Origin of the sequence: Pullulanibacillus camelliae (assembly GCF_014642655.1) — a bacterium.
GTDB classification, from domain to species: Bacteria; Bacillota; Bacilli; order Bacillales; family Sporolactobacillaceae; genus Pullulanibacillus; species Pullulanibacillus camelliae.
In genome coordinates, this window is the sequence record NZ_BMIR01000006.1 from 158681 (window position 1) to 182290 (window position 23610).

The window sequence follows — 23610 nt, forward strand, 5'->3', positions numbered from 1 at the left end:
CAGCACACTAGTGGAATGGGAGGGGTTTTATGCAGAGAGTGGTTACTGGTTTAACAGCTTTTATTTTGATGTGGAGTCTCGGCCTTATTCATCAGGCAAGGGCGGTTGAATTTGGTGCTATTAAAAAAATTAAATTGCACTTGGAAGCTGGTGAGATAGCAGTTACTTTTTTTAGGCTGTCATCTGGTGAAGCCACATTGGTGCAGACGCATCACGATAATATGCTTATTAATACCGGAAGCAAATCCGCGCGTCACGAGCTGTTTAATACGCTTAAGGTTTTTAATGTAGAGCATATTGATAAGCTGATTCTTACTAACCCTGGGGCTTCTTACCTTGGCAATTTGACATCTGTTGTCAGAGCATTTGATGTGAATAAGATTTATACATCTCGGACCATAAAAGCGCACTTTTGTCAGGAAAAGGACCTTTCTTATTGTTTTTTATTCAATACGTGGCGCAAAAGGAAGTATTCCCCCTTACCGCATCTTAAAGCAGAGGTTATGGCCGCATCAAAGCAAGGGGAGCTGAATATTTTATTTCAATTCAAAGACACTACCTTATACTACATGGGCTTTTTTAATCGAGAAAATCAAATGGAGCTTCATAAGCAGCATCCTTTTGAAGCAAGGATACTGAAAATAAGTCATTACGGGGCAAGTGAGCGATTTGATGAGGATTTTCTCACCCATATGGACTTAGATATGGCCATTTTGTTCCATCATCCGATGGTGAAACCGAATAGAGCCTTAATCAATCAATTGGAACATGATTGGGTCAAGGTATATCCTCTGGAGGCATTAGGAACAATCACGCTTTTATTAAAGCCAGATAGCTATGATATTAAAACGTATTATTGATCGACAATTGTTGCATTTCCAACCAAAAATGATTAGGATAGAACATGAAGAAAAAACGAAACCAGGAAGGTTTCGTTTTTTAAAGTGTGAGGTATGAGGTGTGGGTTAGGTGAGTTTTTTCCCTTTAAGAGATCTAAAGCATTTGCTTTTGTAAGGGTAGTAATAGTTTGACCTTGAGCGATTGAACTATGACTAGCAGTTTTTGCACAAAACACCTTCAATCCTTTGTTTTCAAAAAGCATACTTGCCTTAAGCAAGGATATAAAGCTATCTGTATTGTTTTCGAGGTCCGCTGATTTCTAAGGCGGGGAATTTACAAAGGCGATGGATGAAAAAAGAGGCCTTCATGTTTTGATAGCTAAAGCTTTAGAGGAATGAACACAAAATGGTGTTTAAAATATATCGTACATAAGCGAGTGAATGTCAAATGTATAAGTGGTTGTGGGTCGTTGTGGCCGTTATTATTTTCCTTGGCTGTGGATTGGGCTTCCTTTATCATGCAGCGATGTCCCCTAAACGTGCGGATGCTGATCATGCCAAGCAATATGCGCGGGAGCATTACAACGTGAAGCGAATCGTTTCCGTCAGTGATTTTCATGGAAAAACATCCTATCACGTTGTCAAAGCTTATTTAAACAGTAAGAAGAAACCTGTTTATATTTTTATTCCTGATGATAAGAAAAAAAACAATGTGACCCTCGTACCTGTAGAGGATGGCTATACAAAGGATGAGATTTTAAAGGCGTTTAGAACGCATGTAAGATATAAGCAAATTATTTCAGCCAGCCTTGGGATGGTCAGTAATACACCAGCTTGGGAAATTGTTTATAAAGATGATGAAAATCACTTTGTTTTCAGTTATTATAATTTTAATAATGGTGATAGCTTATCTGATCCAATTGCCATTGAATAAAAACAAGAAATGGGAAGTAAGGGAGACGTGAGTGATGGAATTGTCGCAAAGAGTAAAAAATATTTCCCCTTCAAGCACCTTAGCAATTACTGCTAAAGCAAAAGAACTTAAAGCGAGCGGCATTGATGTGATCGGTCTTGCTGCAGGGGAGCCTGATTTTAATACACCGGAGCCAATTATTGAAGCAGCTTTTAAAGCAGCAAAGGAAGGACAAACAAAGTATACCGCTACATCAGGAATTTCAGAGCTCAAAGCGGCAATTGTTCAAAAAATGGCGAGGGATTCACATTTGACCATTAGTCCTGAAGAAATCATTATTACAACGGGAGCTAAACATGCGCTATATCTAACCTTTCAAGCCTTGTTAAATCCTGGAGATGAGGTGATCATCCCCTCTCCTTATTGGGTGAGCTATACCGAACAGGTCAAATTGGCTGATGGTGTTCCTGTCATTGTTGAAGGATTAGAAGAAAATGATTTTAAGGTGACTGTTGAGCGTATTAAGGAAGCGACTACGGCAAAGACGAAGGCGCTTATTCTGAATTCACCAAGCAATCCAACAGGGATGATTTACACGGCAGATGAACTCAGAGAAATCGGTCAGTATTGTCTCAAAAATGATATTGTCGTCGTTTCCGATGAAATTTACGAAAAACTCGTTTATGATGGGGCGAAAGCTGAGTCTATTGTTTCAGTAGTGCCTGACCTTAAAAATCAGTCAGTCATTATTAATGGGGTTTCTAAGTCCTATGCAATGACAGGGTGGCGGATTGGTTATGCTGTTGCGGAGGCTAGCTTTATTAAAGCGATGACCAATGTTGCCAGTCACAGTACATCCAATCCTACCTCGGTTGCCCAGTACGCAGCTTTAGCAGCCTTTAACGGGTCACAAGAGCCAGTAGAAACGATGCGACAAGCCTTTGAAGATCGCTTGAATCAAACGTATGAAAAGCTGGTCTCCATCCCTGGCTTTAAGTGTATTAAACCACAAGGGGCCTTTTATTTATTTCCAAATGCTAAATGGGCAGCGGAGATGACCGGTTTTACTTCTGTGACAGCATTTGTGGCAGCTTTGGTCGAGGAAGCCAAAATTGCAATGGTGCCGGGAGAAGGGTTTGGTTCTCCTGACAATGTCCGGTTATCCTATGCTACCTCTCTTGACAATTTAAACAAAGCGTTAGAGCGCTTGAACACTTTTATGGAAAATCATATTAAGTAGCTCCAAATCGCTTTTAGTATGATAAGTAAGCCTAAGCCTTTTGCCGCCGTTTAGGCAGATCGTGTACGTAATCCCTTGATTGCTTTGCTTTTACTTTTCGTCAATAGAGCTTGACCAAATAGAGTACGTGAAAGCGACTATAAGTGATGTCAAGGTTTTCTCTAATGAAAGGAATGACTTAATAACAACATGAAAAAAACAACCATTTCAAATGTGTCCCATTTTGTTGGACAAGAAGTTAAAATTGGTGCATGGATCGCGAATAAACGCTCGAGCGGAAAAATCCAATTTTTACAGCTTCGTGATGGCACCGGTTTTATTCAAGGTGTCCTTGTCAAGAATGAAGTGTCAGAAGCGATCTGGGAAGCAGCGAGTACATTAACGCAAGAAAGCTCACTATACATTATCGGCACAGTGAGAGAGGATAGTCGTGCACCGTCTGGCTATGAGCTAACGATTCAAGATGTCTCTATCCTTCAGATCGCTCAGGATTATCCGATCACCCCAAAGGAACATGGTACCGAATTTTTAATGGATCATCGCCATCTTTGGTTGAGATCGAGTCGCCAACATGCGATTTTGCGCATTCGAAATGAAATTATTCGTGCGACTTATGCCTTTTTTAACGATCAAGGGTTTATTAAGATTGACCCACCGATTTTAACAGGGAGCTCCGCAGAGGGAACGACAGATCTTTTCCATACAGAGTATTTTGATCGTGATGCCTATCTATCACAAAGCGGTCAGCTCTACATGGAAGCTGCGGCTTTAGCCTTTGGTAAAGTATTTTCTTTTGGACCAACCTTTCGTGCTGAAAAGTCAAAAACCCGCCGCCATCTTATTGAGTTTTGGATGATCGAGCCTGAAATGGCTTTTATTGAACACGAAGAAAGCTTGGAAATTCAGGAACAGTATGTGAGCTTTATCGTTCAATCCGTTCTTGAACGTTGTCAGCCAGAGCTGAAGGCTTTAGATCGGGATCTATCTAAGCTAGAGAAGGTGACAGCGCCCTTCCCAAGAATCACATATGATGAAGCCATTCAATTACTGAAGAACAAGGGCTTTGATGATATTGAGTGGGGAGAAGATTTTGGTGCACCGCATGAAACAGCAATCGCTGAAAGCTTTGATAAACCAGTTTTTATCACACATTATCCAACGCAAATCAAAGCGTTTTATATGAAGCCTGATCCTGAGCGTGAAGATGTCGTTCTTTGCGCGGACTTAATCGCTCCAGAGGGCTATGGGGAAATCATTGGTGGAAGTCAAAGAATTGATGATTTAGCCTTATTAGAACAACGCTATCAAGAGCATCAGCTTACTGATCCTGCCTATGAATGGTATCTGCAGCTTCGGAAGTATGGCAGCGTGCCTCATTCTGGATTTGGTCTTGGACTCGAACGCACCGTCGCATGGATTACTGGAATTGAACATGTGCGTGAAACGATTCCTTTCCCACGCTTATTAAATCGCTTATACCCATGATTAGGTCAAGCATCTCTGTTGATTCAGGGATGCTTTTTTACCAGACAGGCCTCGTTGTCAACTTGCTTGGAACAACTCGGCTGCCTATTCGGGAAGTCATGCTCGCTCTTGTTGTATCCACTGAAACAAGTTCCCTTATCTTATTTTTATCATGGACAAGAAGGTGCAGGTGTGGAAGGCCTTCACTTTCGCAGAGAGTGGTAAGCCTCCTCGTGCTGCGCACTGCTGAGGTTTTACCGATCTCCCACTTCCCGCAGGAGTCTAGTCTCCACATCATGAGTCAGCGGCGCTCCATTCCACTTGACCAGGCAACGAAGCCTCTTCCATATCTGATGATGCTCTTATAGCTAGACAAGGACAGGGAAAGCTTTTAAGCCCGATTTTTCTTATCAGTCTAATGCGGAAAAGTAAAGTCAAACAGGCTTCAATCACTCTCTGTCTAGTCCGTGTTGGTTTAAGCGTATCGGTGATTTATGGTATAATGAAGCTAAGAGGTGTCGAAATATGGAGAAAGCAATAATGATTGAAATGATGACTGATGGAGCGCTTGCTATACCGAAGCTACTGTTGGATTCCTATGCTGAAATCGGGTTAGATGAAGCCCAATGCATGATGATCTTACAGATTTTTAAATATATTAAAGAAGGTAACGCCTTTCCGACACCAAATGAGTTAGCAGGTAAGATGAGCTGTGATGCTTCTCAGTGCTCCAATCATCTGCGGGAACTCGTTCAGAGAGGATTTTTGGACATTGTTCAAGAGAAGGATGGCAGTGTCTATTCAGAAAGCTATTCATTGGAACCTTTATGGAATCGGTTGATGAGTGTGCATATGCTTTCTCGCACGCAGCATCAGAAGATCGAGCAGGAGGATGCGCTTTATACCATTTTCGAAAAGGAATTTGGCAGACCGCTTTCACCAATGGAATGTGAATCCTTAACGATGTGGATGGATGATGATGGACATCCCCCAGAGATCATAAAGGCGGCACTACGAGAGGCGGTTATATCTGGAAAGCTTAATTTTCGGTATATCGATCGTATTCTTTTTGATTGGAAGAAGAACGGGATTCAAACCTTAGATCAAGCCAAATCACATGGAGAAAAGGTAAGAGGTCGGTTTAATGTGAAGACGCCTGCACGTCAAGGCAATGAACAGCAGCGTAAGACCGCGCCGTTCCCAATGTATAACTGGTTAGATAATTAAAAGGGTGAGGGCTTCTTTTGTTGAAGCCCTGATTTTATATGGACTTATCCGTTTGAGAGTAGGGAAATAGATGCGCCCTTGAATGCATCCAAAAAACAAGAACAGGATTTTTGGGGATATTTTTTAAATGGTGGAGCGGCACTCGCTATTATATTTGGAAAGAAAATGGATTGCAGTGAGCACTTTGCCAGTAGGGGGGATATCATGGCGATTACAAAAAAACGCATGCGCTATATATTAGATACATTACAGGAAATGTTTCCAGATGCGCAGTGTGAACTGACGCACTCCAATGCTTTTGAGCTGACCATTGCCGTTTTATTAAGCGCGCAGTGTACCGATAAAAAGGTCAATGAAGTGACTAAGGATCTCTTTAAAAAATATAAGAGCCCTTGGGATTATCTCAATGTCCCCCTTGAAGAATTGGAGCACGATATTAAAAGGATTGGGCTCTACCGAAATAAAGCTAAAAACATTCGTAAACTATGTGAGTCACTGATTGAAAATTATGGTGGTGAAGTGCCACGGACACATGAACAGTTAGTTGAATTAGCTGGTGTGGGTCGGAAGACAGCGAATGTGGTGGTCTCCAATGCGTTTGGAGTGCCGGCGATAGCGGTAGATACTCATGTAGAACGGGTGTCTAAGCGGCTCGGCATCGCACGATGGAAGGATAGCGTGTTAGAAGTTGAAAAAAGCTTGCAGCATTTAATCCCTAAAGATGAATGGACCATTACCCATCATCGGCTCATTTTTTTCGGCCGTTACCATTGCACGGCACGAAATCCCAAATGTTCGGAATGTCCCTTGCTTGATATTTGTCGAGAAGGGCAAAAAAGAGTGAAGGTGGCGAATTAGAATAAGTGGGAACTGCACCCAAAGTGTTTACTAGGCATAGGATAGAGCATGAGCATTCTTTTGAGGAGGAAAATCATGCAAATTCATGTTGTAAGCCAAGGGGATACCATTAATGATTTGGCCGAAACCTTTGGAGTGAGTCCCCAATCGATTATTGATATTAATGGACTGGATGCTTCGACAACGCTGGTTGTGGGTGAAACCTTACTTATTCCTGTGACCAATCGTTATGTCGTTCAGCCAGGCGATACACTTTGGAGCATTTCACGCAGGTTGAATGTTAGCCTGCAGGAGCTTCAGCAGATAAATCCAGGGGTTAGGCCTGAATCTCTTTATCCTGGTCAGTCATTAAGACTCCCAACACGCCATAAACCTTCACTCGTTGTCAATGGGTATTTGGAGCCGCATACGGGCAATGCTAATCGGTTCACTGCTGCAGCATCAGCGTTGACATACTTGTCCGTATTTAGTTATCAAGTGAATGCCAGTGGAGAGCTTACTGCTCCGGATGATGCAGAGGTTTTGCAAGCAGTGAAAAATACAGATGTGGCACCGATAATGAGTATTACCAATTTAGTAGAGGGGGCCTTTAATCGTGATGTTGCTGCAGCGATCTTTGCTAGCAACGCGATCCAAGAGAAACTCTTTACAAATATCCTCAATGTCTTAAGCAGTAAGGGCTTTCGTGGTGTTAATGTAGATTTTGAATATCTGGGGAGCAATATGCGCTCTGATTATAATCAATTCATCGAGAAGCTAACAACGCGTATGCATCAAAATGGTTATATTGTCAGTACCGCGTTGGCTCCTAAGACGAGTGCAGAGCAAGTGGGTGCCTGGTATGAGGCCCATGATTATGCGTTTCATGGTCGAACCGTTGATTTTGTCATACTGATGACGTACGAATGGGGCTGGAGTGGTGGGCCACCGATGCCTGTATCACCAATAACTCAGGTCAGACGGGTTGTTGATTATGCTTTAAGTGAAATGCCAGCCAACAAAATTGTGATGAGCGTTCCGTTATATGGCTATGATTGGACGCTGCCTTATGAACCAGGCGGGGAATTTGCCCGTGCGATTACGTACCAACAGGCCATTAATTTAGCTCGTCAGCACAACACAAATATTCAATATGATCAAACCCAAGAAGCGGCTTATTTTAGATATACAGCTGCAGACAATAAGCAGCATATCGTCTATTTTCAAGATTTAAGATCAATGGCTGCAATGTTTCAGATAGCAGATGATGACAATCTGCTGGGGATTAGCTTCTGGAATCTTGCCTTTAGCTTTCCCCAGGTTTGGCCTTTGCTTGAAGATAAATTCAACATTACAAAACACTCTTAATATATTTTTACAGCAACCACAGTAAAAAAACTGCGGTTGTTTTTTAAAATATGCGAGACGCCTGCGGGAAGTGGGAGATCGGTACACTCCTGCGAAAAAAGCGAGTGTCTTCGATTGCAATCAGCACCTGAACCTATCTAGTGCATGATAAAAAGAGGAAAAATGCTGCTAAAGCTTTTTAAGTGATTTCACATCTCTCTATAAAGGACCTCTATATTTTTACTTCTTGTACTTTCTGTCTTTGCAGATTATTATTAAAATAGTGTCGAATGGAAGGGGATTGGAATGGGACAAATTGTTTATTCGTGCATTACACCTCATGGTGGCGAAATTATACTTGAATTAGCTGGACAGCATGTTGAACGAATGCAAACAACAAGAAGAAGCATGGAAACACTTGGAAAGAGGATGAGAGAACAACGGCCAGATGCACTGGTTGTTATTACACCACATGGCATTCGTAGTGATGGCCAATTTTCGATTATCAATAGTGAATCAGTAGTGGGCAGTGAGCAAGAAAATAATCGCACATATACTATGAGACGGGAAGTAGAGCGTCCTTTAGCGCAATCCATTGCTAAAGAAGCGCAGGAATCAGGTTTGCCTGTAAGCTTGCTTAATTTTGGGACCACTGAAGGTCCTTTATCCGTGTTACCCCTGGATTGGGGAGCGGTTGTTCCTTTAGCTTTTATGCCGGACTTACCTGTCGTTATCATTACGCCTTCACGGTTAAATAGCAATCAGGAAATGCTTCTTTTTGGGGAAATCTTAAGAAAGAGCATTGAACAATCTGACAAAAGCGTGGGTATTATTGCGAGTTGCGATTGGTGCCATACACATGATGAAGCAGGTCCGTACGGCTATCATCCATCTGCTAAAATTGTGGATGAACGGATTGTATCCATTATTAAAAGTGGAGCTTTGGAGGAGTGCGGAAACATTTCTCAAGAGGATATTGAAAGCGCCAAACCAGATGGGATTTGGCAAACTCTGATATTGGCTGGCGCAGTTCCGCAAAATGATCGATCTATTGAATGGCTCTCTTATGAAGTCCCTACATATTTTGGTTTAATATGCGCAGAAGTGAGTCGGAATTAATCCCTGCAAATCTTAGTTTTTATATCTTGATATTATCACTTTGGGACCATTTAAGCTTCTTAAAGTATAAAAAGTCCCCTCAAAGGCTTCGTAAGCTTAAGAGGGGGCTTTGTGTGCAGTCCATTAATGGTCGTCTGAATTTTGCTGTTGCGAATGGCCATTCGCTGGCGCGTTACTGTTATCATCCGATGAGGAGGAATTTTGATCAGGTTGTGATTGATCAGAATCATTATCGCCTTGGTTATTCCCTTGATCTTTGTCATTGTTATTCTGCTGATCGCCAGAGTTTTGATCGGAATTATCATTATTATTTTGCTGTTGGTTGTTGTTGTCGTTTTGTGAATCTGATGAATGCGTATCCGAATCTTCTTTATTAGCGTCTAGATCGTCGTCACTCGGAATTTTGATCGTTACCGTTGCCGCATCACTTTCCTTGGTATTCGCCTCATCGCTGTCCGTATAGATCGCTTTGACAGAAAAATCATACGTCTGTCCAGGTTCTAGATGGTGCACTGTAATGCTTTTATCATCGGTATTATCCAAGGTTTGATAATCACCATTAAACTTTTGTGATACCTCAAAGCTGATATTGCTTGTTTTTCCGTATTTCCAAGTTAAGGTGACCGATTGATCGTCCTCATTATATGTGGCTTTAAGGCTTGTCGGCGCATCAATTTTTTGATATTTTGTCGACTGTTTGGTTGGTTCTGTGCCTTTGACATAATAGCCTGTTATAATATCGCTGCTTGGTGTATTAGAGCTGGCGACAAGGCCGGTGTCTTTTTCAACAGAAACCTTCGCAACAGAACTCGGCTGCTTCCAGTCAGGTGTACTTCTTGAAGCCAACGCTAAGATGAGCTTTCCAGCTAGTACGTTGGAAATATGCTTTTCAGCTGGAGTGAGTAACAGGACACCATCCTTTTGCATATCACTGCTACTATTCGGGTCGACTCCTCCTAAATCATACCCATTCCAAACCGATAAGGAAATATCCGGCGTATAAGCATCAAACCAAGAATCAAGGTAGCCTGAGTTAAGATCAGAATCAGAGATATTGTATTGCTTTTGGAGTTCAGGACCAGCGTTTGAAGATCCCGATTTACCAGCGACTGTGTAGCCTGCTAAACTTGGACCGCCATAGGTCCCTTCTGGATTACTGATGACTTGCTTTAGCATTTGCGTAATCATAAAAGCAGTATAGTCCTTCATGGCCGGATGCTGGTCATGGTCAAAGCTGACTTTGCGTCCATCTGGATAAACAATGGATTTGAGTGCGTGGGCCTCGTTATAAATTCCTCCATTGCCAAAGGCGGCGTAAGCTGTTGCCATTTGTAATGGGCTAACACCACTATAAGAGCCGATAGCATAGGATTCATTCAGTGACTTGATGCCCATGCCTAGTTTGTTAGCAAAGTCAATAATCTTTTTATCGCCTTCCTGATCGCTTACCTCTTGCAGTGTGCGTACGGCAGGGACGTTCCTGGACATGTACAACGCGCGTTCAATGGTCATTTTGCCTAAGTACCTGCCATCCCAGTCATGGATGTCTTGGCCGCTTGAATATTTGAGTGGAGAATCATCCGTCATCTGAGTGGTCGGCCATTTCATATATTCAATCGCTGGACCGTATGCAAAAATCGGTTTTGCGGTAGAACCAATTTGGTTGCCACCGTGTGTGGCAAAGCTATAATCTGTTGGATTATAGTGGCGCCGGCCACCAAGGGCTAGAATACCCCCTGTTTTGGTATCGACAATGGCGATACCTGCTTGCATATTTTTTTTAGTATTAGCGAAATTACTATCGTCATTGAGCAGCTCGGTGACTTTATTTTGGGCGAGTTCACTGAAGGTGGTATAAATTTTAAGCCCGCCTTGTGCCCAGGTTTTGTCACTGATTTCTTTACCTTTACCAACATATTTATCTTTAATATAGTCAATGACTTCATAGTCTTGCTTTTGATTCGTTTTTTCATTGCCCTTTGGACGATTTTTAAGCATTTCTTTGATCGTCACTTTTTTCGCTTTGTCAGCTTGTGCCTGTGTGATTTTGTGGTTTTTCACCATCATATCAAGGACAAGATCACGGCGTTTTTTAGCATTATCCGGATGAGTGATCGGATCATAATAAGCAGGGAGGTTCGGAATCCCAGCTAGCATAGCGGCTTGTGCCAAGCTGATATCATTAAGCTGATTTAATGATAAACCAAAATAGGTTTTAGCAGCCGTCGCCACACCGTATGCACCTTCGTTATAATTGATCTTATTGAGATACATTTCTAGAATTTGATCCTTGGTGTACTCCCGGTCTAACTTTACCGCAAGATAGGCCTCTTGAATTTTCCGCGTTAAGGTTTTCTTCGGTGTGAGATAACTGAGCTTAATAAGCTGTTGGTCAATTGTGCTGGCCCCTTGCGAACCAAAACCGTTTTTAACGTTGGCCACAACCGACCCCCCAATGCGGACGGGATCAATACCAAAATGGTGATAAAATCGCGCATCTTCTACTGAAACGACAGCATCCTTGACTACCTGAGGAATCTTATCGATCGGGGCATAGATGCGATTTTGTGACCCCGTGGTTGCTAGAACCACATTCTTTCCATTTTCGTTAACACCATAAATCTCGTTCGTTGAAGCGATTTTTAGTTTCGATTCATCAAGTGTCGGGGCGTTATGGATGATGATTGCAACGGCAATCGATCCTGCTAGCGCCATAAACAGGACGACGAGCACAAGTGTTAATAAAATGCGTTTAAAAAGACTTTTTTTCTTTTTATTATTCTTTTTGTTTTTTCCTTTGTTGTTCTGCATTGCTTTTCTGCGTTCTTGTCTTGAAGTATAGTCTGCCATTACGTTTCTCCAACCTTTCCGATAGGTCACAAACCATTTTCAATTAAGAATATACCTGCTGTGAAAAAGGGAACCTATCAGGTCCTTCTAGAAAAATTCCTGATCTCTATATTAAAGTCGTTTTTACTAAACTGATCAAGTGATAATCTTCGTGTTTTATATCTGTTTTTGTCCGTTACCTCAGAAAAAGACACTTAATTGTCACTTGCTTTATAAATAGTATTGGTCAATGGCCTTTAAGTAATCAATTCTTGGCCGATAACTTTGGGGAATGAGAAAGCCATTGGAAACGAAAGTATGTTTCGGAATGGATTTTCTTCCGCCATCCTGCTGCTCTTGCCAAAACTTGAAGAGAAATTGGGCATCCAGCAAATAAACCTCATTATTGCTCGAAAATTTGACAATAATAAAAGCAATCCCTCCATGTTCTTTTACCTGTTGCATGTGCTGAATCTGATGCTCATGAAAATTTTGCAAGGGTAATGCAGTTTTATTTTGCGTTTCTTTTGCCTCAAAGTCAATATACTTCCCTTTATAGACACCATTGTAATCTGTTGTTGAAGGCTTTTTGAAATAGGCTTCAGTGATTCTTGCTGCGCTTCGTTTTGGATAATCAACATTCACAATTTGTAACGGTGTCGGTTTTTTATGAATCAACGCAATATGTTGTTCACGATAATAGCGATTGGTTGTATTCAAATCATCCTCCAATGTCATTCCACGGTTCCCATAGTCCACTCTACGGGTTGGGTGTGAGGAGTGGAGGTTGGGTGGGTTTGAAGCATGAAACGATTTTCCATTAGGATAGTTGATCATGTATTAATCCCCTTCTTTAGACATGATGAACGGACAAGCACCTAAACGGTATTCTCTTATTATAACGCATTTTATTTGAATAAGGTTTCATTTATTGTGAAAATCACATATTAACAAATAGGGGGATAGTGATGATACAGCACACGTTGACGGCTTCTAGATGTTCAGATAGGAGGAGGGCGACAGCCTTTTCGACAAGTGACCAGCTGATGATACGAGCGATTAGGCGACTGACCCATGTATATAATTGTGATAATCTTTCACGGACACAGGCTTATCTGTCCTTTTATCAGCGCCATTCGGAAATTTCTTGGGCCTTGCTGGCGAGCATGGTGTCTAGAAACGCGGGGTGGAATATGAACGATTTGTGGACTGAACCCTTTTTACGCTTGTTATCAAAGCACTTTCGACAGGTGTTATTTCATGCTTATGAAAGGCCTAATTGGCTGATATTTGACGATGCTTTTCCACAGCTCCTTATCTATGCTTACTCATTGAAGTACAATAAACCGCTTTTTTACCTTTTGAAGGCTTTTGATGTTTCTGTCTTTATGGAAGCAGAATGGGAGCGCTTTTGGAAAGAGCGCGATACCCAACGATTGTATAAATGTCAAATTATTAATGAACAGCATGTTATTGAAGAACCCGTCATCCGCCAGATGTATTTTCAGGCCAAGGTGTTTGATAGCTTCACCTTCAGTTTACAAGAATGCTTTCAGCTGAATGCCGTCATCTTTCCAACGATGGAAGGAAGGCTACTAGGTTTACCCGTCCGCCAGTTCCAGCATGTTGATAAGCGCATTGAAATGGGGAAAAGCCTTCATGAATTGCTTTTTTATACTGCTGATTCTTCAAAAATTCAAGCCTTTGCTTTAAAGGTGCTACATACAGGAAATCGCCAGGATTATGAGCGATTGTCATCAAGCATGTCCCTTTCGACTTCACCTAATCATTCATTAAGGGATGTGATCCAAGTTATCCGGCATAAGAAGCTGAATCGAAAGGATTGGTTTCAAGGGGCAATCTATGGGCGTTGGTTAGCTGATCCGCAAAAAAAGGACTACCAGCTTGTCGCCTTTAGAAGAAAAAGGCGCTTGCTCGATGCGGTTGTAAAGATTGTAGAAAAACGTGAAAAGACAATGAAATAAAGATGGAATAAGCACTTTCTTTGCAGAATGGGCACTTCTTTTGTCAGGCATGAAGGGACTTCATAAGATGTCACGAATATAGTGTTTAAATGCAAAAGGAGAGGGAGATAATCATGGCAAAATCAAAAAAGTCCTCTGGAATTTCTGTTGAGACCTTTACCCATAAACTTGATATGCTGGAGGTAAAGGTGGATCAAATTGAACGGAAGGTCGCTAATAAAGCGGATGAAATTGTCACCGTACAAATATTAGAGCATCGCCGAGAATTGGAAGAGATCTATCGCATCATTCAGGATATTGATGTCCATATTGAGTCCATTGAGGCCCAGCTCAGGCTTTTTGAAGAAAGGAAGCAGCAGATTAGCGAACATCAGGAGACGCTGCCCTTAAGTCGCAAGAATCGGAAAGAAATAAAAGGGTCAAAATCTATGAGTCCGCTTTTTTCTTAAATTTTATCATGTAGAAGGAGGGTCTGATGCTAATTGCAATGGCAGGCACCTGCCTCCGGGAGAGTGGTGAGCCTCCTCGCACTGTGCCCTACGGGGTCTTACGGATCTTCCACTTTCTGTTGAACTCTAGTATCCGCATCATGAGTCAGTGGAGATTCGGGAACACACGATTTTAGAGTATTTCGAATCTCGCACCTTGTGCTCCACTCCCCTTGACCTGGCAACGAAGCATCTTCCATATGTTGCTCTAGGTCAAGACAAGGACTAAAGCATGCTTTTCCACTGATTTTCCTTAAATCTCAGGGAGTGGCTGTTTCTCTTCACTTTTGGTAGGATAAGAGTGGAGGTGACGGTCGTGGATCATGACCAAAAACGCCAGTTGCTGCAACTGAATGAGCAATTAATTCAAGTCAATCAACGCGCTCATCAGCAATTTGTTCAAAAAACCCGCTCTGAAGGGTATGAGATGGATTTTTATGGTGAAGTGAAGCCCTTTGCCGATAAGGTTTTGGCACTTGTCGATGAGTGGCGTCCATTGGTGGATGAGTGGATTAAAAGTGATCATCCCAAGTATATTTATGCCAAGCAGATCAACGATACTTATGATAATTTGACGATTGTCTCAGTGACTTGTTTTCAAAAGGACACACGTCGCAGGCGATTTTTAGAAACAATTAAATCCATTGATTATGTTCTTAATGCTATTCAACAACAATTTTCTTACAATTAATGGGTTTTAAATTCGTCATGTTTGACACATATTAAAGATGAGAAAGGATGTGTTGACATGACGGTCTCGCAACAGTTGAAACAAACCATAGCGACATTAAAGAGTGTTCAAGCAAGCTTAGAGCTTTTTTCGTATGAAACAAAGGATAAAAATACGCAAAGCTTGTTCAAACAAGCGAGCCAAGAATCTGATGAGGTGATTGCATCCCTTGAGACGCGTTTATTACAAGTGCAAAAAGAGGAGCCTCAATTCGTCAGTTCTCCCTCCTCTCAGGGACAGTCCTCATAATCCTTGAAAAAAATCCCGATCACGGTTAAAGGTGACGGGATTTTTTAATTTGACTGACAATGGGGTTAAAGAGAATAAATCTGTTTTAAAGTTGCTTTAAGATCGGTGAGGATGAGCAATGCTTGCTTGTTATCCTTGACTGCGATAGCAGCTTGCACTTGAGAAATAGCGTTTGCGACACTTTCGTATTCGGCTTCATCACCCATCAATTGATATTTCCACAGGTGTTTATGATAATATCGCTTTAATTTTTGGGCGTATTGATCAGCTGCATCCCAATTTTTCGTCGTAAGATTATCTTGAAGTTCGGTTATGATTTGATAAATAGGTTTTTGTGATTTAGCAGAAGCTCCATGGATAGGCGTGAATGCTACACAAAGGAAGAGAAGCAGACTAAAGCATACATAAAGTTTTTGGCGATACATAAGCAACCTCCTGATGTCATTTATTGAAGTATCTTTTTCTTATATTATCCAAATAATAAGGAATAATAATAAACAAACTTTTGATGGAGGAACAGACATGCCAGAATATCTGCTTATACTCATGCGCTCACTATTTTCTTTCGTCTTTTTACTCATCATATGTCGGATTCTTGGTAAGCAACAAGTCTCGCAGCTTACATTTTTTGACTATGTTGTTGGCATTACTATTGGATCGATTGCGGCAACCTTGTCGGTAGATCAAAATGTCAAGATTCTTAATGGTGTTATCTCTTTAGGCATCTGGGGTGGTGTCTCATTGCTTATTGCATTGTTAGCCCTGAAATCGCGTATTTTTGAAATACTGGTTGGTGGAAAACCGACAGTAATCATTGAAAATGGAAAAATACAGGAGAAAAATTTGCAAAAGGCTAAGCTATCTGTAGAACAGCTCATGCTCAATCTAAGAGAAAAGAATGCTTTTAAATTAGCGGATGTTGAGCTTGCGGTCTTTGAGACAAATGGACAGGTGAGTGTCATGAAAAAATCTGATAATGAGCCCATTACTCCGAAGCTGCTTGGAATGGCTGTTGAACAAGAAAAACGACCTTATATCTTTATTCGCGATGGTGTGGTTCAAGAGCAAAGCTTAGAATCAGCAGGTTATAGTAAAGAGTGGCTGTACGGTGAAATTCAAAAGCAGGGGGCAAGTAATTTTAAGGATGTTTATGTGGCACAAATGGATTCTAAAGGGAACTTGTATGTGGATTTAAAAAATGACAAGAAGCTTGAACCCGCCTCAAATGCAAGACAGGTAGTAGCAGCTCAAATAAAAAAAGTGAAAGCAGATTTAGACATGTACGCCTTGGATACTGAAAATCAAGAAGCCACCCAATTATTCATGCAGCAAGCTGAGAAAGTTCAATCACTTAATGAGGCGCTTGCCCCTTATTTAAAATAGCTTGGATAGTCTTCTATTAGGCCTAAAGTCAGATTTAATAGATCTTTTACTCATAGGAAGCTTAGGACAAGCATAGACTCTATTAGATCTGATTTATAGGAGGACGAACCAATGATTGAAAATAAATTAGCAGCCAAACCCGCCTCATCGTATAAAAAAGTGCTTGCTAAGCTTGAACATGTCAAGCAATCTACAGAAGAATGGGACCCAGAAAAACTTGTTGATCACCTTTCTTCATTGTTATTTAAGGGTGTGCTCTTTTTTGCTGTCCCTTACTTTATTTATATCCTTATAAAATTTTTGACAATGAATTAAAATTAAAAGCTTACGACGGTGCGGGAAGAGGCACTTGGCTGACTTCTGTTAATTCGGCTGGCAGCTCTGAAACAGGACCCGTATAGTGCCCTGTGTTATAAAGGGTGGAAATGGGTTTAATCATACCGGCGCTCCCAATTTGTAGAACTGACGAGTTCGTAATTCCTTCTATGTTTAACGTCTGGATATGAATGTCTTGTTGAATGAAGAAATTCATAAGCCGTCATCCTTTTTAATTATTCGCAGCATTGCTGCTATCCAGGATATCGTTGTCCAAAGAATTTGTATTGCTGACAATATTATTGGTTTGGATAAAATCACCTGTATTTGCAGCACCTGCTCCTGAATAGTTTTTGTTCGTGGTTTTTGGAGCGACATTTAATGTGTCCCCAACATTAAATACTCCACCACTGGCGATAGCATCTATTTTAATGGGTCCGGTAATTCCAGGCATAATCAACATCCTCTGTACATCAATCTCTCTTATTCATTAGGTGTTCGAAGATAGTTGCGGATATTTATCCCGCGAAACTGTGCATCAATTGTCGCGGTTGAACCGACTTGTATAATAGAGGCGGCGGAAACCGAGGTAATTTTTACTGTTGAGACATTGATAATAGGTTCATCATTAACGAAAGCTGTTTGAATAGGTTCATATACGTTAGTAACGAGAAGCGGTGTATAAAATGTATCATAATCAGAAAACTTTCCTTCACTTCCTAAAAAAATTGGGAGCTGCCGCTGGATGGCGTAGGCATCGTTTTCCGGTGCCAGGGTATGGGTGTCACCAATCTCACAGCAGGAAGAGAGTGAAATATTTCTGATGAACAAGCGATCCACCTTACTTGTTCTTGGTTCCACTAGTGACTTCCTTCTGGTGATAGGGGAACCAATGGTTGGGTAGTTACAGCGGCTTCAGGAGGTGTATCGAAGACAGAGGACGTACCGACGGTCTCGGCATCACCTATAAGCACTACTGAAGCGGAGGCGACACCAATAATGCGAATTTGTTCGACATTAAGCTCTTTGTTGACGACGGTAAAATTCAAGATGAATCTCCCTTTCCTTTTGGAATATGTGAAATAAAGTTATCAAATGCCTTTAAAACATCCGCCCTGACCCGCTGGATGACTTCTGTGATTACCGCTTCTTTCGGCATGCGTTCAAGTGGTGCATTTTTTATATAATAGTCGATGCGGGGGAGAAGTTGGCGTCTTACATCTTGAACAATAAACTGGCGATAGGGCTGGTCAAGTGGGTAGCGATGTTTTTCTTCGAGTTGTAAGAGGTCCTGAAAAACGTCTTCTCTGAAATAATCATCGAAATAGTGTTGAATATCTTCGGCAATATCCATGCCTTTTTGTTTTTGTTCAGTCATTTGATGCGGTGATGTATAGGCAACATCTCCTGGTGCAGACACAGCGTTATGGCTCACCAAAAACTCATTAAGCTCGTTTTCTCCTTCTCCAGGTTTAATTCCAATATTTAACGTGCCATCAAGTTTTTCAATCTTTAACTGATCAAATGAATAGTGAATCTGAATGGGTTCTCTTGTATTAAGAGCATCGATTTTGTTCGCTAGCTGATCAACTGTTTCTTCCAAAGCATGCAAGCGCTCGTGATAATGACGCAGCAGTCCATCGGTATAATGCATAAAGTCATTAAAATTACCAGGCTGTTGGTATACCATAAGCTCACCTCAATCATATTATATGCAGCAGCGCATATAGGTGTTTACCTATAACCTTCCAATTATCACTCTTAAACATTTAACAATTGGTTCATATCCGCTACATCACTATCAAGGACCTGCGTTTGGTTGTTTGTAGTGGTTGTTCGAATAAAATCTCCTGTGTTGAATGAACCTGCACCGGCATAGGTTTTCGTTGCTGAATAAGGTTCAATGCGATAGACATCGCCAATATTAAAGGTGCCACTGCTTGAAATATTGACGACTTGAACAGCACCAACAATTGCGGGCATAAGAAAACATCCTTTGGGTTTGGAATCTATGTATTAAGGTATGTTGGTAAAGCCTAAAACGGGAAAAAAACTTGCCACTTGGCAAGTTAAATTAACTTTGTTTGTTCATATATTGTGCACGTTTAACGAAGGCTTCCTCATTTTCAATGAGTCCACATACACCGCATTGGATTTTTTTATCGGGACCCCGATAGGGCAGATGAAGGGGGCCTGCTTGGTCGGCGGCAAATTCCTCCATGATCTCACCTGATTGCGGATCAAGCTTTACGCTTTTCGGCTTTTGCTCAATAATATTAAATCGTGTTTTGTTGGTTTTACAGCTTGGACATAAATATGGACTGGCCATTGTCGTCACCTCCTCTTCATTATTTTTCCCTTGATTTCGTGAAATATGTTTGTAAGACTAAGTGTTGACATCACGACTAAAATCTGCTAAGATTATCTTGAATTCAAGATAAATAAAGGACTGAATCACATGACCCTGGAAAACGAAGCTCTTTCACTGAAATTATTTGTTATATTGTCACGGACATATCGCACAATAGCTGATCGGGTGGCCAAAGATATCCGGAGTCATGGATTAAATCCAACTGAATTTGGTGTCATCGAGTTGCTGTATCATAAAGGTGAACAGCCCATTCAACAAATTGGTGGCAGAGTTTTGCTTGCAAGTGGAAGCATGACGTATGTCATCGATAAGCTTGAGAAGAAGGAGTTGATCCGTCGTCAGCCTTGCCCCAAGGATCGGCGCGTGATCTACGCTGTTTTAACGGAAAAAGGAACCGCATTGATGGATACTATTTTTCCTTCCCATCAAGAAGCACTTGCAAAACTTTTGGCTGGTTTAGATGAAGATGAGAAAAGGACATGCATGGAACTGCTGAAAAAGATGAGCTTCTATGCGCAAAAACTCGAATGAGTTTTTTATACTATCAGAATGTATAACTTCGCTGACGCTCATGGAGGAAGAGAGTATAAGTGTAACTTTGACTTTCTCATTAAGGCTTGGCGATAAGGCGATAAGTTGAGTTTTCTAATTAGACATTAGAATTTGTTACTTTGTGGAAGACCTTAGAGTTCAGACTTTGACCTTCCCTATTTGAAGCTTGCGTGCCTCTGCAGTAGTGTGTGATGGAGTGCCGGCGAGCGGTACGGGCGAAAGCCAAACTTCTTTAACTTATATATCTCGAATTCATACTAACTGAACTGAAGATAATAATATCTGGATATCTGGGATGAAAAGGGCTTTGTCTGCAGCATACGATTCCCTTTTCGTAAAAGTTTTTACTTTTTATTAGTAAAAAAAAGATCATTCAGGGCAATTCTATTGGGTGTATAACTATTCTTTCCAAAATAGTTTATATAAAAAATTTTTAAAAGGAGTGCATTCATTCATGGCACAAGTCAAACTTGCAGTAATTTATTATAGCTCAACTGGTGGCAACTACAAACTTGCTAATTTTGCAGCGGAAGCCGCTAAGGAGGCAGGTGCGGATGTCAAAGTTGTCAAAGTACCTGAACTTGCTCCAGAAGCAGCTATTGCTTCAAATCCCGCTTGGAAAAAGCACTATGATGAAACAAAAAACACTGTTCCAGATGCAACTTTAGAGGATTTAGAGTGGGCAGATGCTTACATTTTCAGTGTTCCAACACGTTTTGGTAATGTTCCTGCACAATTCAAACAATTTGTAGATATGGCCGGCGGTTTGTGGGCACAAGGTAAGCTTGCTAATAAAGTGGTTAGTGCAATGTCTTCTGCTCAAAACGCTCATGGCGGTCAAGAAAAAACGATCCAAGCCATTTACACAACGATGTTCCACTGGGGAGCGATCATTGCAGCTCCAGGATACACAGATAACTCCATCTTCGCAGCTGGCGGTAATCCATACGGTACAAGCGTGACGATCAATGGTGAAGGCCAATTCCAAGAGGATGTTGAAGCAGCTGTTAAACATCAAGCTAAACGCACAGTTCAAGTGGCAAGTTGGGTAAAAGCTGGATTAGAAGGCTAAATAATACTTTAGTTATACTAAAAGGAGAGGCGAATAGCCTCTCCTTTTAACGTTTTAAAGAGATGATTCAACGGACTTCAATTTGCTCAAAATGACTCAAGTGAATAATTACCGATGTTACCTTCCATAATAAAGGCAAGCCATTGAAATTTATTTAACTGGAGGTCCAAAAGATGACATCGCGTGATAAAACGCACGATAGTGATAATGATGCGCTCAAGCTTGTGAACTTTGGAAATTATTTTTATGTCGAGAGTTTCCCAGAGCATCATCCTGAGAGTTTGGTGACAGAGGTCACTGAGCCAAGAGATGAAGATGAAATGGAAGAGAGTGAGCACTAAATGGTGTGAGGTAAGGGTTTACAAAAAGGATTTTGCTTATAAAGGGATGTACCGCTTATATACCCTTCATGGGGAGCTGCTTGGCATGCTATCTGGGAAGATGATGGCGGCTATTGAAAGCGGACATTCTCGACCAGCTGTCGGTGATTGCGGATCAGGAATTTACAGAGATTGCAGTTCTTGCCGCACAATGCAAGTTCAGAGACTGTCAGCATCAAACCGAACCAGATTGTGCCGTTCAAAAGGCGCTCGCTGATGGGACTTTAGATGAAGGACGTTATGCGAATTATATTAAGCTTCGTAAGGAAATCGCTTATATGGAAAGAAAGACGAATCAAAAAGTAAGGCTTGAAGAGAAGAGGCGCTTTAAAAAAATCACCAGTAATCAAAGAAAAAAGCATGGATGAGGTTCTCTGATGAAGAGAGCCTTTTTTAAAGGATAAAAAGTATAAAATTTTGGGTGCAAATGGAGTAAAAAGTGCCTGCTTCAGCTGCAAACGGCTCGCTTTCTGTGGGCACGGCCTCTAAAGCACACCACACAAATTGTCTTAAATCAAGTACTAAAGCATGTCAGGCAAGAGGGGTGCGCTATTTCATTGAAGCCGATTACAATGGATCAGGTCAATGCGAATGGTGACAGCTATCAGACGTTGTGGGAGTGAAGGGAAGAAGCCAGAAGCTAGTGTGGGTGTTCCTAGAGCATCAGAACCTGTTTAATCCTTTGATCATGTGCTTTTTCTCAAGATTTCAAATGGAGGTTGATAGGCCTTGTACTCGGACAGGAGCTGATTTGACGTGGCAGCTATCATGGTATATAATGGGGGTTGATTAATACTCAATACTATCTTCTAAGGTCATCTCTCCCCTCAAAATAGATTTTCCTTTCGACACTTATTTCTATCCTAGATTAAGTCAATTGAAATGAAGATGAGACATTTTGAACAGTAAAGTTTTGTTGGACAATTCGTTTGGCACGGTCATCGGAGCCGTAAAGACGAAAGAGAGGTAGGGCTTTCGTTGTGTTGGTCAGTCAAAATTAATATCGCCTTTTGGCATTACAATTGAAAGGAGTATGGATGGTCGATTCACATCTTATTAAGCTTATCGACGCCAGCTGTGGATACTCTTCATAATATGTGAAAGTTATTTACCCGGTAAATAGTGCAACATATTGGTTTTTCGTGAGATTTTGCTTAGCTGCAAATAGGTATTGTCAAATGGTTGGATACCGAAGGAAATTCGGTTTATCAAAATTAAAGAGGGTAATGGTGTCTTTGGTCATAAAGTGCTATTAAAAGTGACGAATTTTATAACCTTAGAAGAAGAGCAATGTGTGGTATATAACGTTGCTGCGGGACGGCTGTAGCTCCTAAGCGGAGACAGCTGTCAACTCAATAGATTAAAAAAGTCGTCTTCGGACGACTTTTTTGTTTTCTCGTTAAAAGACCGGAAAGGATACAAATCCCCTATTCCAAAAGGATCAGGTGTTGCTCAGTTTTTCTTAAAACGTTGACGAAATGACAATAATTAATCTTTACTTTTTTATATATTGGCTATGCTTGATAACAAGTGTGTTGACAAAATGTCAATACACTTGTTATAGTTTACTAGGACCTTTTATCACTTTGACCATACATATTTAATTTAAGGGGAAAAAGAAGATATGAATAAGGAACAAGAAAATTCACTGGGTATGCTTTTAAAGGCCGCGTTAAACGAACGGTCTTTATCACTGAGAAAGTTTAGTGAATTAACAAATATTGATGTGGCAACGATTTCACGCATTATTAATGGGAAAAGAAAGGCTACGCCAATGCATTTGCAGACTTTTGCAGATCGTCTCGGTATAGCGATAACAGAGTTATTCGCGGCTGCAGGTTATGCTATTGACTCAAAATCACAACAGCAGGATTCTGAAATGTTATCTTCTATTAACATGATTCAAAGTGTCTTAGAATCTTCCGGTACATATGATAAGCCATTTACGATTCAGCATGTTGAGCGCGAGCTGGAGAAGTATCAGCAATATGCCAATACTGATGAAGGGCAGGAGACAATACTTAATGGGTTTGAGGCAAAGCTCAAAAAGGTCGGCAGTATCGGACCATTTATCAACCAATTAAAGAACATGTTTCAGCGTTTTCGGTTAAAAAGGGGAACCTCTATTGAACTGTCTGTCATTGGGGGAGCGCTTCTCTACTTTATTTTCCCAGTTGATGTCGTTCCTGATTATATTTTTCCGATTGGTTATTTAGATGATGCCATAGCGGTCAAGCTTGTCTTAAATGTATTAGAAACAAAGCTGTAAA

At 41.1% G+C, this 23610-nt stretch carries 29 protein-coding genes; 19 read left to right on the forward strand and 10 right to left on the reverse strand.

Annotated elements, in window-relative coordinates; all coding sequences use genetic code 11:
• Window positions 1–29: 29 nt before the first annotated feature.
• The 8 genes from IEW82_RS08395 (at window position 30) to IEW82_RS08430 (ending at window position 8986) form a co-directional block, all read left to right on the forward strand.
• Complete coding sequence (locus IEW82_RS08395; RefSeq protein WP_188692201.1) at window positions 30–860, forward strand: ComEC/Rec2 family competence protein; 831 nt, start codon at window positions 30–32, stop codon at window positions 858–860.
• Window positions 861–1287: 427 nt separating this feature from the next.
• Window positions 1288–1773 (forward strand): cell wall elongation regulator TseB-like domain-containing protein, encoded by a 486-nt coding sequence (locus IEW82_RS08400; RefSeq protein WP_188692203.1) that lies wholly within the window; start codon window positions 1288–1290, stop codon window positions 1771–1773.
• Window positions 1774–1807: 34 nt separating this feature from the next.
• Window positions 1808–2992, forward strand: coding sequence for a pyridoxal phosphate-dependent aminotransferase (locus tag IEW82_RS08405; RefSeq protein WP_188692205.1), 1185 nt, complete (start codon window positions 1808–1810; stop codon window positions 2990–2992).
• A 189-nt stretch (window positions 2993–3181) separates the two neighbouring features.
• On the forward strand, window positions 3182–4477 hold the full coding sequence (asnS, locus tag IEW82_RS08410; RefSeq protein ID WP_188692209.1) for an asparagine--tRNA ligase: 1296 nt from the start codon (window positions 3182–3184) through the stop codon (window positions 4475–4477).
• 504 nt (window positions 4478–4981) lie between these two features.
• Window positions 4982–5683 carry a DnaD domain-containing protein gene (locus IEW82_RS08415; protein ID WP_188692211.1) on the forward strand — a complete coding sequence of 234 codons (702 nt, stop codon included), beginning with the start codon at window positions 4982–4984 and terminating at the stop codon, window positions 5681–5683.
• 204 nt (window positions 5684–5887) lie between these two features.
• Window positions 5888–6541, forward strand: a complete 654-nt coding sequence (gene nth / locus IEW82_RS08420) for an endonuclease III (RefSeq protein WP_188692213.1) — start codon at window positions 5888–5890, stop codon at window positions 6539–6541.
• 75 nt (window positions 6542–6616) lie between these two features.
• Entirely contained in the window at window positions 6617–7888 is a 1272-nt protein-coding gene (locus IEW82_RS08425; protein WP_188692216.1) for a glycoside hydrolase family 18 protein, read from the forward strand.
• 285 nt (window positions 7889–8173) lie between these two features.
• Entirely contained in the window at window positions 8174–8986 is an 813-nt protein-coding gene (locus tag IEW82_RS08430; protein ID WP_188692219.1) for a DODA-type extradiol aromatic ring-opening family dioxygenase, read from the forward strand.
• A 123-nt stretch (window positions 8987–9109) separates the two neighbouring features.
• Here IEW82_RS08430 and IEW82_RS08435 read toward each other — a convergent pair whose 3' ends face one another.
• Entirely contained in the window at window positions 9110–11836 is a 2727-nt protein-coding gene (locus IEW82_RS08435; protein WP_188692223.1) for a penicillin-binding protein 1A, read from the reverse strand.
• A 210-nt stretch (window positions 11837–12046) separates the two neighbouring features.
• The gene (gene recU, locus IEW82_RS08440; protein ID WP_188692226.1) at window positions 12047–12652 is read right to left on the reverse strand and encodes a Holliday junction resolvase RecU; all 606 of its coding nucleotides are present in this window, start codon (window positions 12650–12652) and stop codon (window positions 12047–12049) included.
• Window positions 12653–12783: 131 nt separating this feature from the next.
• Here recU and IEW82_RS08445 point away from each other — a divergent pair, with 131 nt between their 5' ends.
• The 4 genes from IEW82_RS08445 to IEW82_RS08460 all read left to right on the forward strand — a co-directional run bounded on the left by IEW82_RS08445 (window position 12784) and on the right by IEW82_RS08460 (window position 15267).
• Window positions 12784–13800, forward strand: coding sequence for a DUF2515 family protein (locus tag IEW82_RS08445; RefSeq protein WP_188692228.1), 1017 nt, complete (start codon window positions 12784–12786; stop codon window positions 13798–13800).
• A 113-nt stretch (window positions 13801–13913) separates the two neighbouring features.
• On the forward strand, window positions 13914–14249 hold the full coding sequence (locus IEW82_RS08450) for a hypothetical protein (RefSeq protein ID WP_188692231.1): 336 nt from the start codon (window positions 13914–13916) through the stop codon (window positions 14247–14249).
• 355 nt (window positions 14250–14604) lie between these two features.
• Complete coding sequence (locus IEW82_RS08455) at window positions 14605–14979, forward strand: YppE family protein (protein ID WP_188692234.1); 375 nt, start codon at window positions 14605–14607, stop codon at window positions 14977–14979.
• A gap of 57 nt (window positions 14980–15036) precedes the next feature.
• On the forward strand, window positions 15037–15267 hold the full coding sequence (locus tag IEW82_RS08460; RefSeq protein ID WP_188692236.1) for a DUF1657 domain-containing protein: 231 nt from the start codon (window positions 15037–15039) through the stop codon (window positions 15265–15267).
• A gap of 65 nt (window positions 15268–15332) precedes the next feature.
• Here IEW82_RS08460 and IEW82_RS08465 read toward each other — a convergent pair whose 3' ends face one another.
• Complete coding sequence (locus IEW82_RS08465) at window positions 15333–15692, reverse strand: DUF4363 family protein (protein WP_188692238.1); 360 nt, start codon at window positions 15690–15692, stop codon at window positions 15333–15335.
• A 97-nt stretch (window positions 15693–15789) separates the two neighbouring features.
• On the opposite strand from IEW82_RS08465, the gene IEW82_RS08470 reads away from it, so the two are divergent.
• Window positions 15790–16650, forward strand: a complete 861-nt coding sequence (locus IEW82_RS08470; protein ID WP_188692240.1) for a DUF421 domain-containing protein — start codon at window positions 15790–15792, stop codon at window positions 16648–16650.
• Window positions 16651–16761: 111 nt separating this feature from the next.
• Window positions 16762–16965 carry a hypothetical protein gene (locus IEW82_RS08475; RefSeq protein ID WP_188692242.1) on the forward strand — a complete coding sequence of 68 codons (204 nt, stop codon included), beginning with the start codon at window positions 16762–16764 and terminating at the stop codon, window positions 16963–16965.
• Between the two features lie 10 nt (window positions 16966–16975).
• Here the strand turns inward: IEW82_RS08475 and IEW82_RS08480 are convergent, their stop codons facing one another.
• From IEW82_RS08480 to IEW82_RS08510, 7 genes are all read right to left on the reverse strand, one after another.
• Window positions 16976–17182 (reverse strand): spore germination protein GerPB, encoded by a 207-nt coding sequence (locus IEW82_RS08480; protein WP_188692244.1) that lies wholly within the window; start codon window positions 17180–17182, stop codon window positions 16976–16978.
• A gap of 15 nt (window positions 17183–17197) precedes the next feature.
• Window positions 17198–17419, reverse strand: a complete 222-nt coding sequence (locus IEW82_RS08485; RefSeq protein ID WP_188692246.1) for a spore germination protein — start codon at window positions 17417–17419, stop codon at window positions 17198–17200.
• A gap of 29 nt (window positions 17420–17448) precedes the next feature.
• Complete coding sequence (locus IEW82_RS08490; protein ID WP_188692249.1) at window positions 17449–17826, reverse strand: spore germination protein GerPE; 378 nt, start codon at window positions 17824–17826, stop codon at window positions 17449–17451.
• Window positions 17826–18014 (reverse strand): spore germination protein GerPD, encoded by a 189-nt coding sequence (locus IEW82_RS08495; RefSeq protein WP_188692251.1) that lies wholly within the window; start codon window positions 18012–18014, stop codon window positions 17826–17828. The genes IEW82_RS08490 and IEW82_RS08495 overlap by 1 nt, the downstream gene beginning before the upstream one ends.
• Window positions 18011–18655, reverse strand: coding sequence for a spore germination protein GerPC (gene gerPC, locus IEW82_RS08500; protein WP_188692254.1), 645 nt, complete (start codon window positions 18653–18655; stop codon window positions 18011–18013). The genes IEW82_RS08495 and gerPC overlap by 4 nt, the downstream gene beginning before the upstream one ends.
• A gap of 71 nt (window positions 18656–18726) precedes the next feature.
• A complete protein-coding gene (locus tag IEW82_RS08505; protein WP_188692257.1) occupies window positions 18727–18948 on the reverse strand; it encodes a spore germination protein in 222 nt (73 codons plus the stop codon).
• Between the two features lie 91 nt (window positions 18949–19039).
• Window positions 19040–19294 carry a DNA alkylation repair protein gene (locus IEW82_RS08510; RefSeq protein WP_188692260.1) on the reverse strand — a complete coding sequence of 85 codons (255 nt, stop codon included), beginning with the start codon at window positions 19292–19294 and terminating at the stop codon, window positions 19040–19042.
• A 129-nt stretch (window positions 19295–19423) separates the two neighbouring features.
• Between IEW82_RS08510 and IEW82_RS08515 the strand changes: the two genes are divergently transcribed.
• The 5 genes from IEW82_RS08515 to IEW82_RS08535 all read left to right on the forward strand — a co-directional run bounded on the left by IEW82_RS08515 (window position 19424) and on the right by IEW82_RS08535 (window position 23609).
• Window positions 19424–19867 (forward strand): MarR family winged helix-turn-helix transcriptional regulator, encoded by a 444-nt coding sequence (locus IEW82_RS08515; RefSeq protein ID WP_188692263.1) that lies wholly within the window; start codon window positions 19424–19426, stop codon window positions 19865–19867.
• A gap of 475 nt (window positions 19868–20342) precedes the next feature.
• Window positions 20343–20960: an NAD(P)H:quinone oxidoreductase gene (wrbA, locus tag IEW82_RS08520; protein WP_188692267.1), complete on the forward strand. Its 618-nt coding sequence runs from the start codon at window positions 20343–20345 to the stop codon at window positions 20958–20960.
• A gap of 173 nt (window positions 20961–21133) precedes the next feature.
• Complete coding sequence (locus tag IEW82_RS08525; protein ID WP_188692270.1) at window positions 21134–21301, forward strand: hypothetical protein; 168 nt, start codon at window positions 21134–21136, stop codon at window positions 21299–21301.
• A gap of 113 nt (window positions 21302–21414) precedes the next feature.
• Entirely contained in the window at window positions 21415–21708 is a 294-nt protein-coding gene (locus IEW82_RS08530; protein ID WP_188692273.1) for a ribosome small subunit-dependent GTPase A, read from the forward strand.
• Between the two features lie 1256 nt (window positions 21709–22964).
• Window positions 22965–23609 carry a DUF1232 domain-containing protein gene (locus IEW82_RS08535; RefSeq protein ID WP_188692276.1) on the forward strand — a complete coding sequence of 215 codons (645 nt, stop codon included), beginning with the start codon at window positions 22965–22967 and terminating at the stop codon, window positions 23607–23609.
• Window position 23610 lies beyond the last annotated feature (1 nt).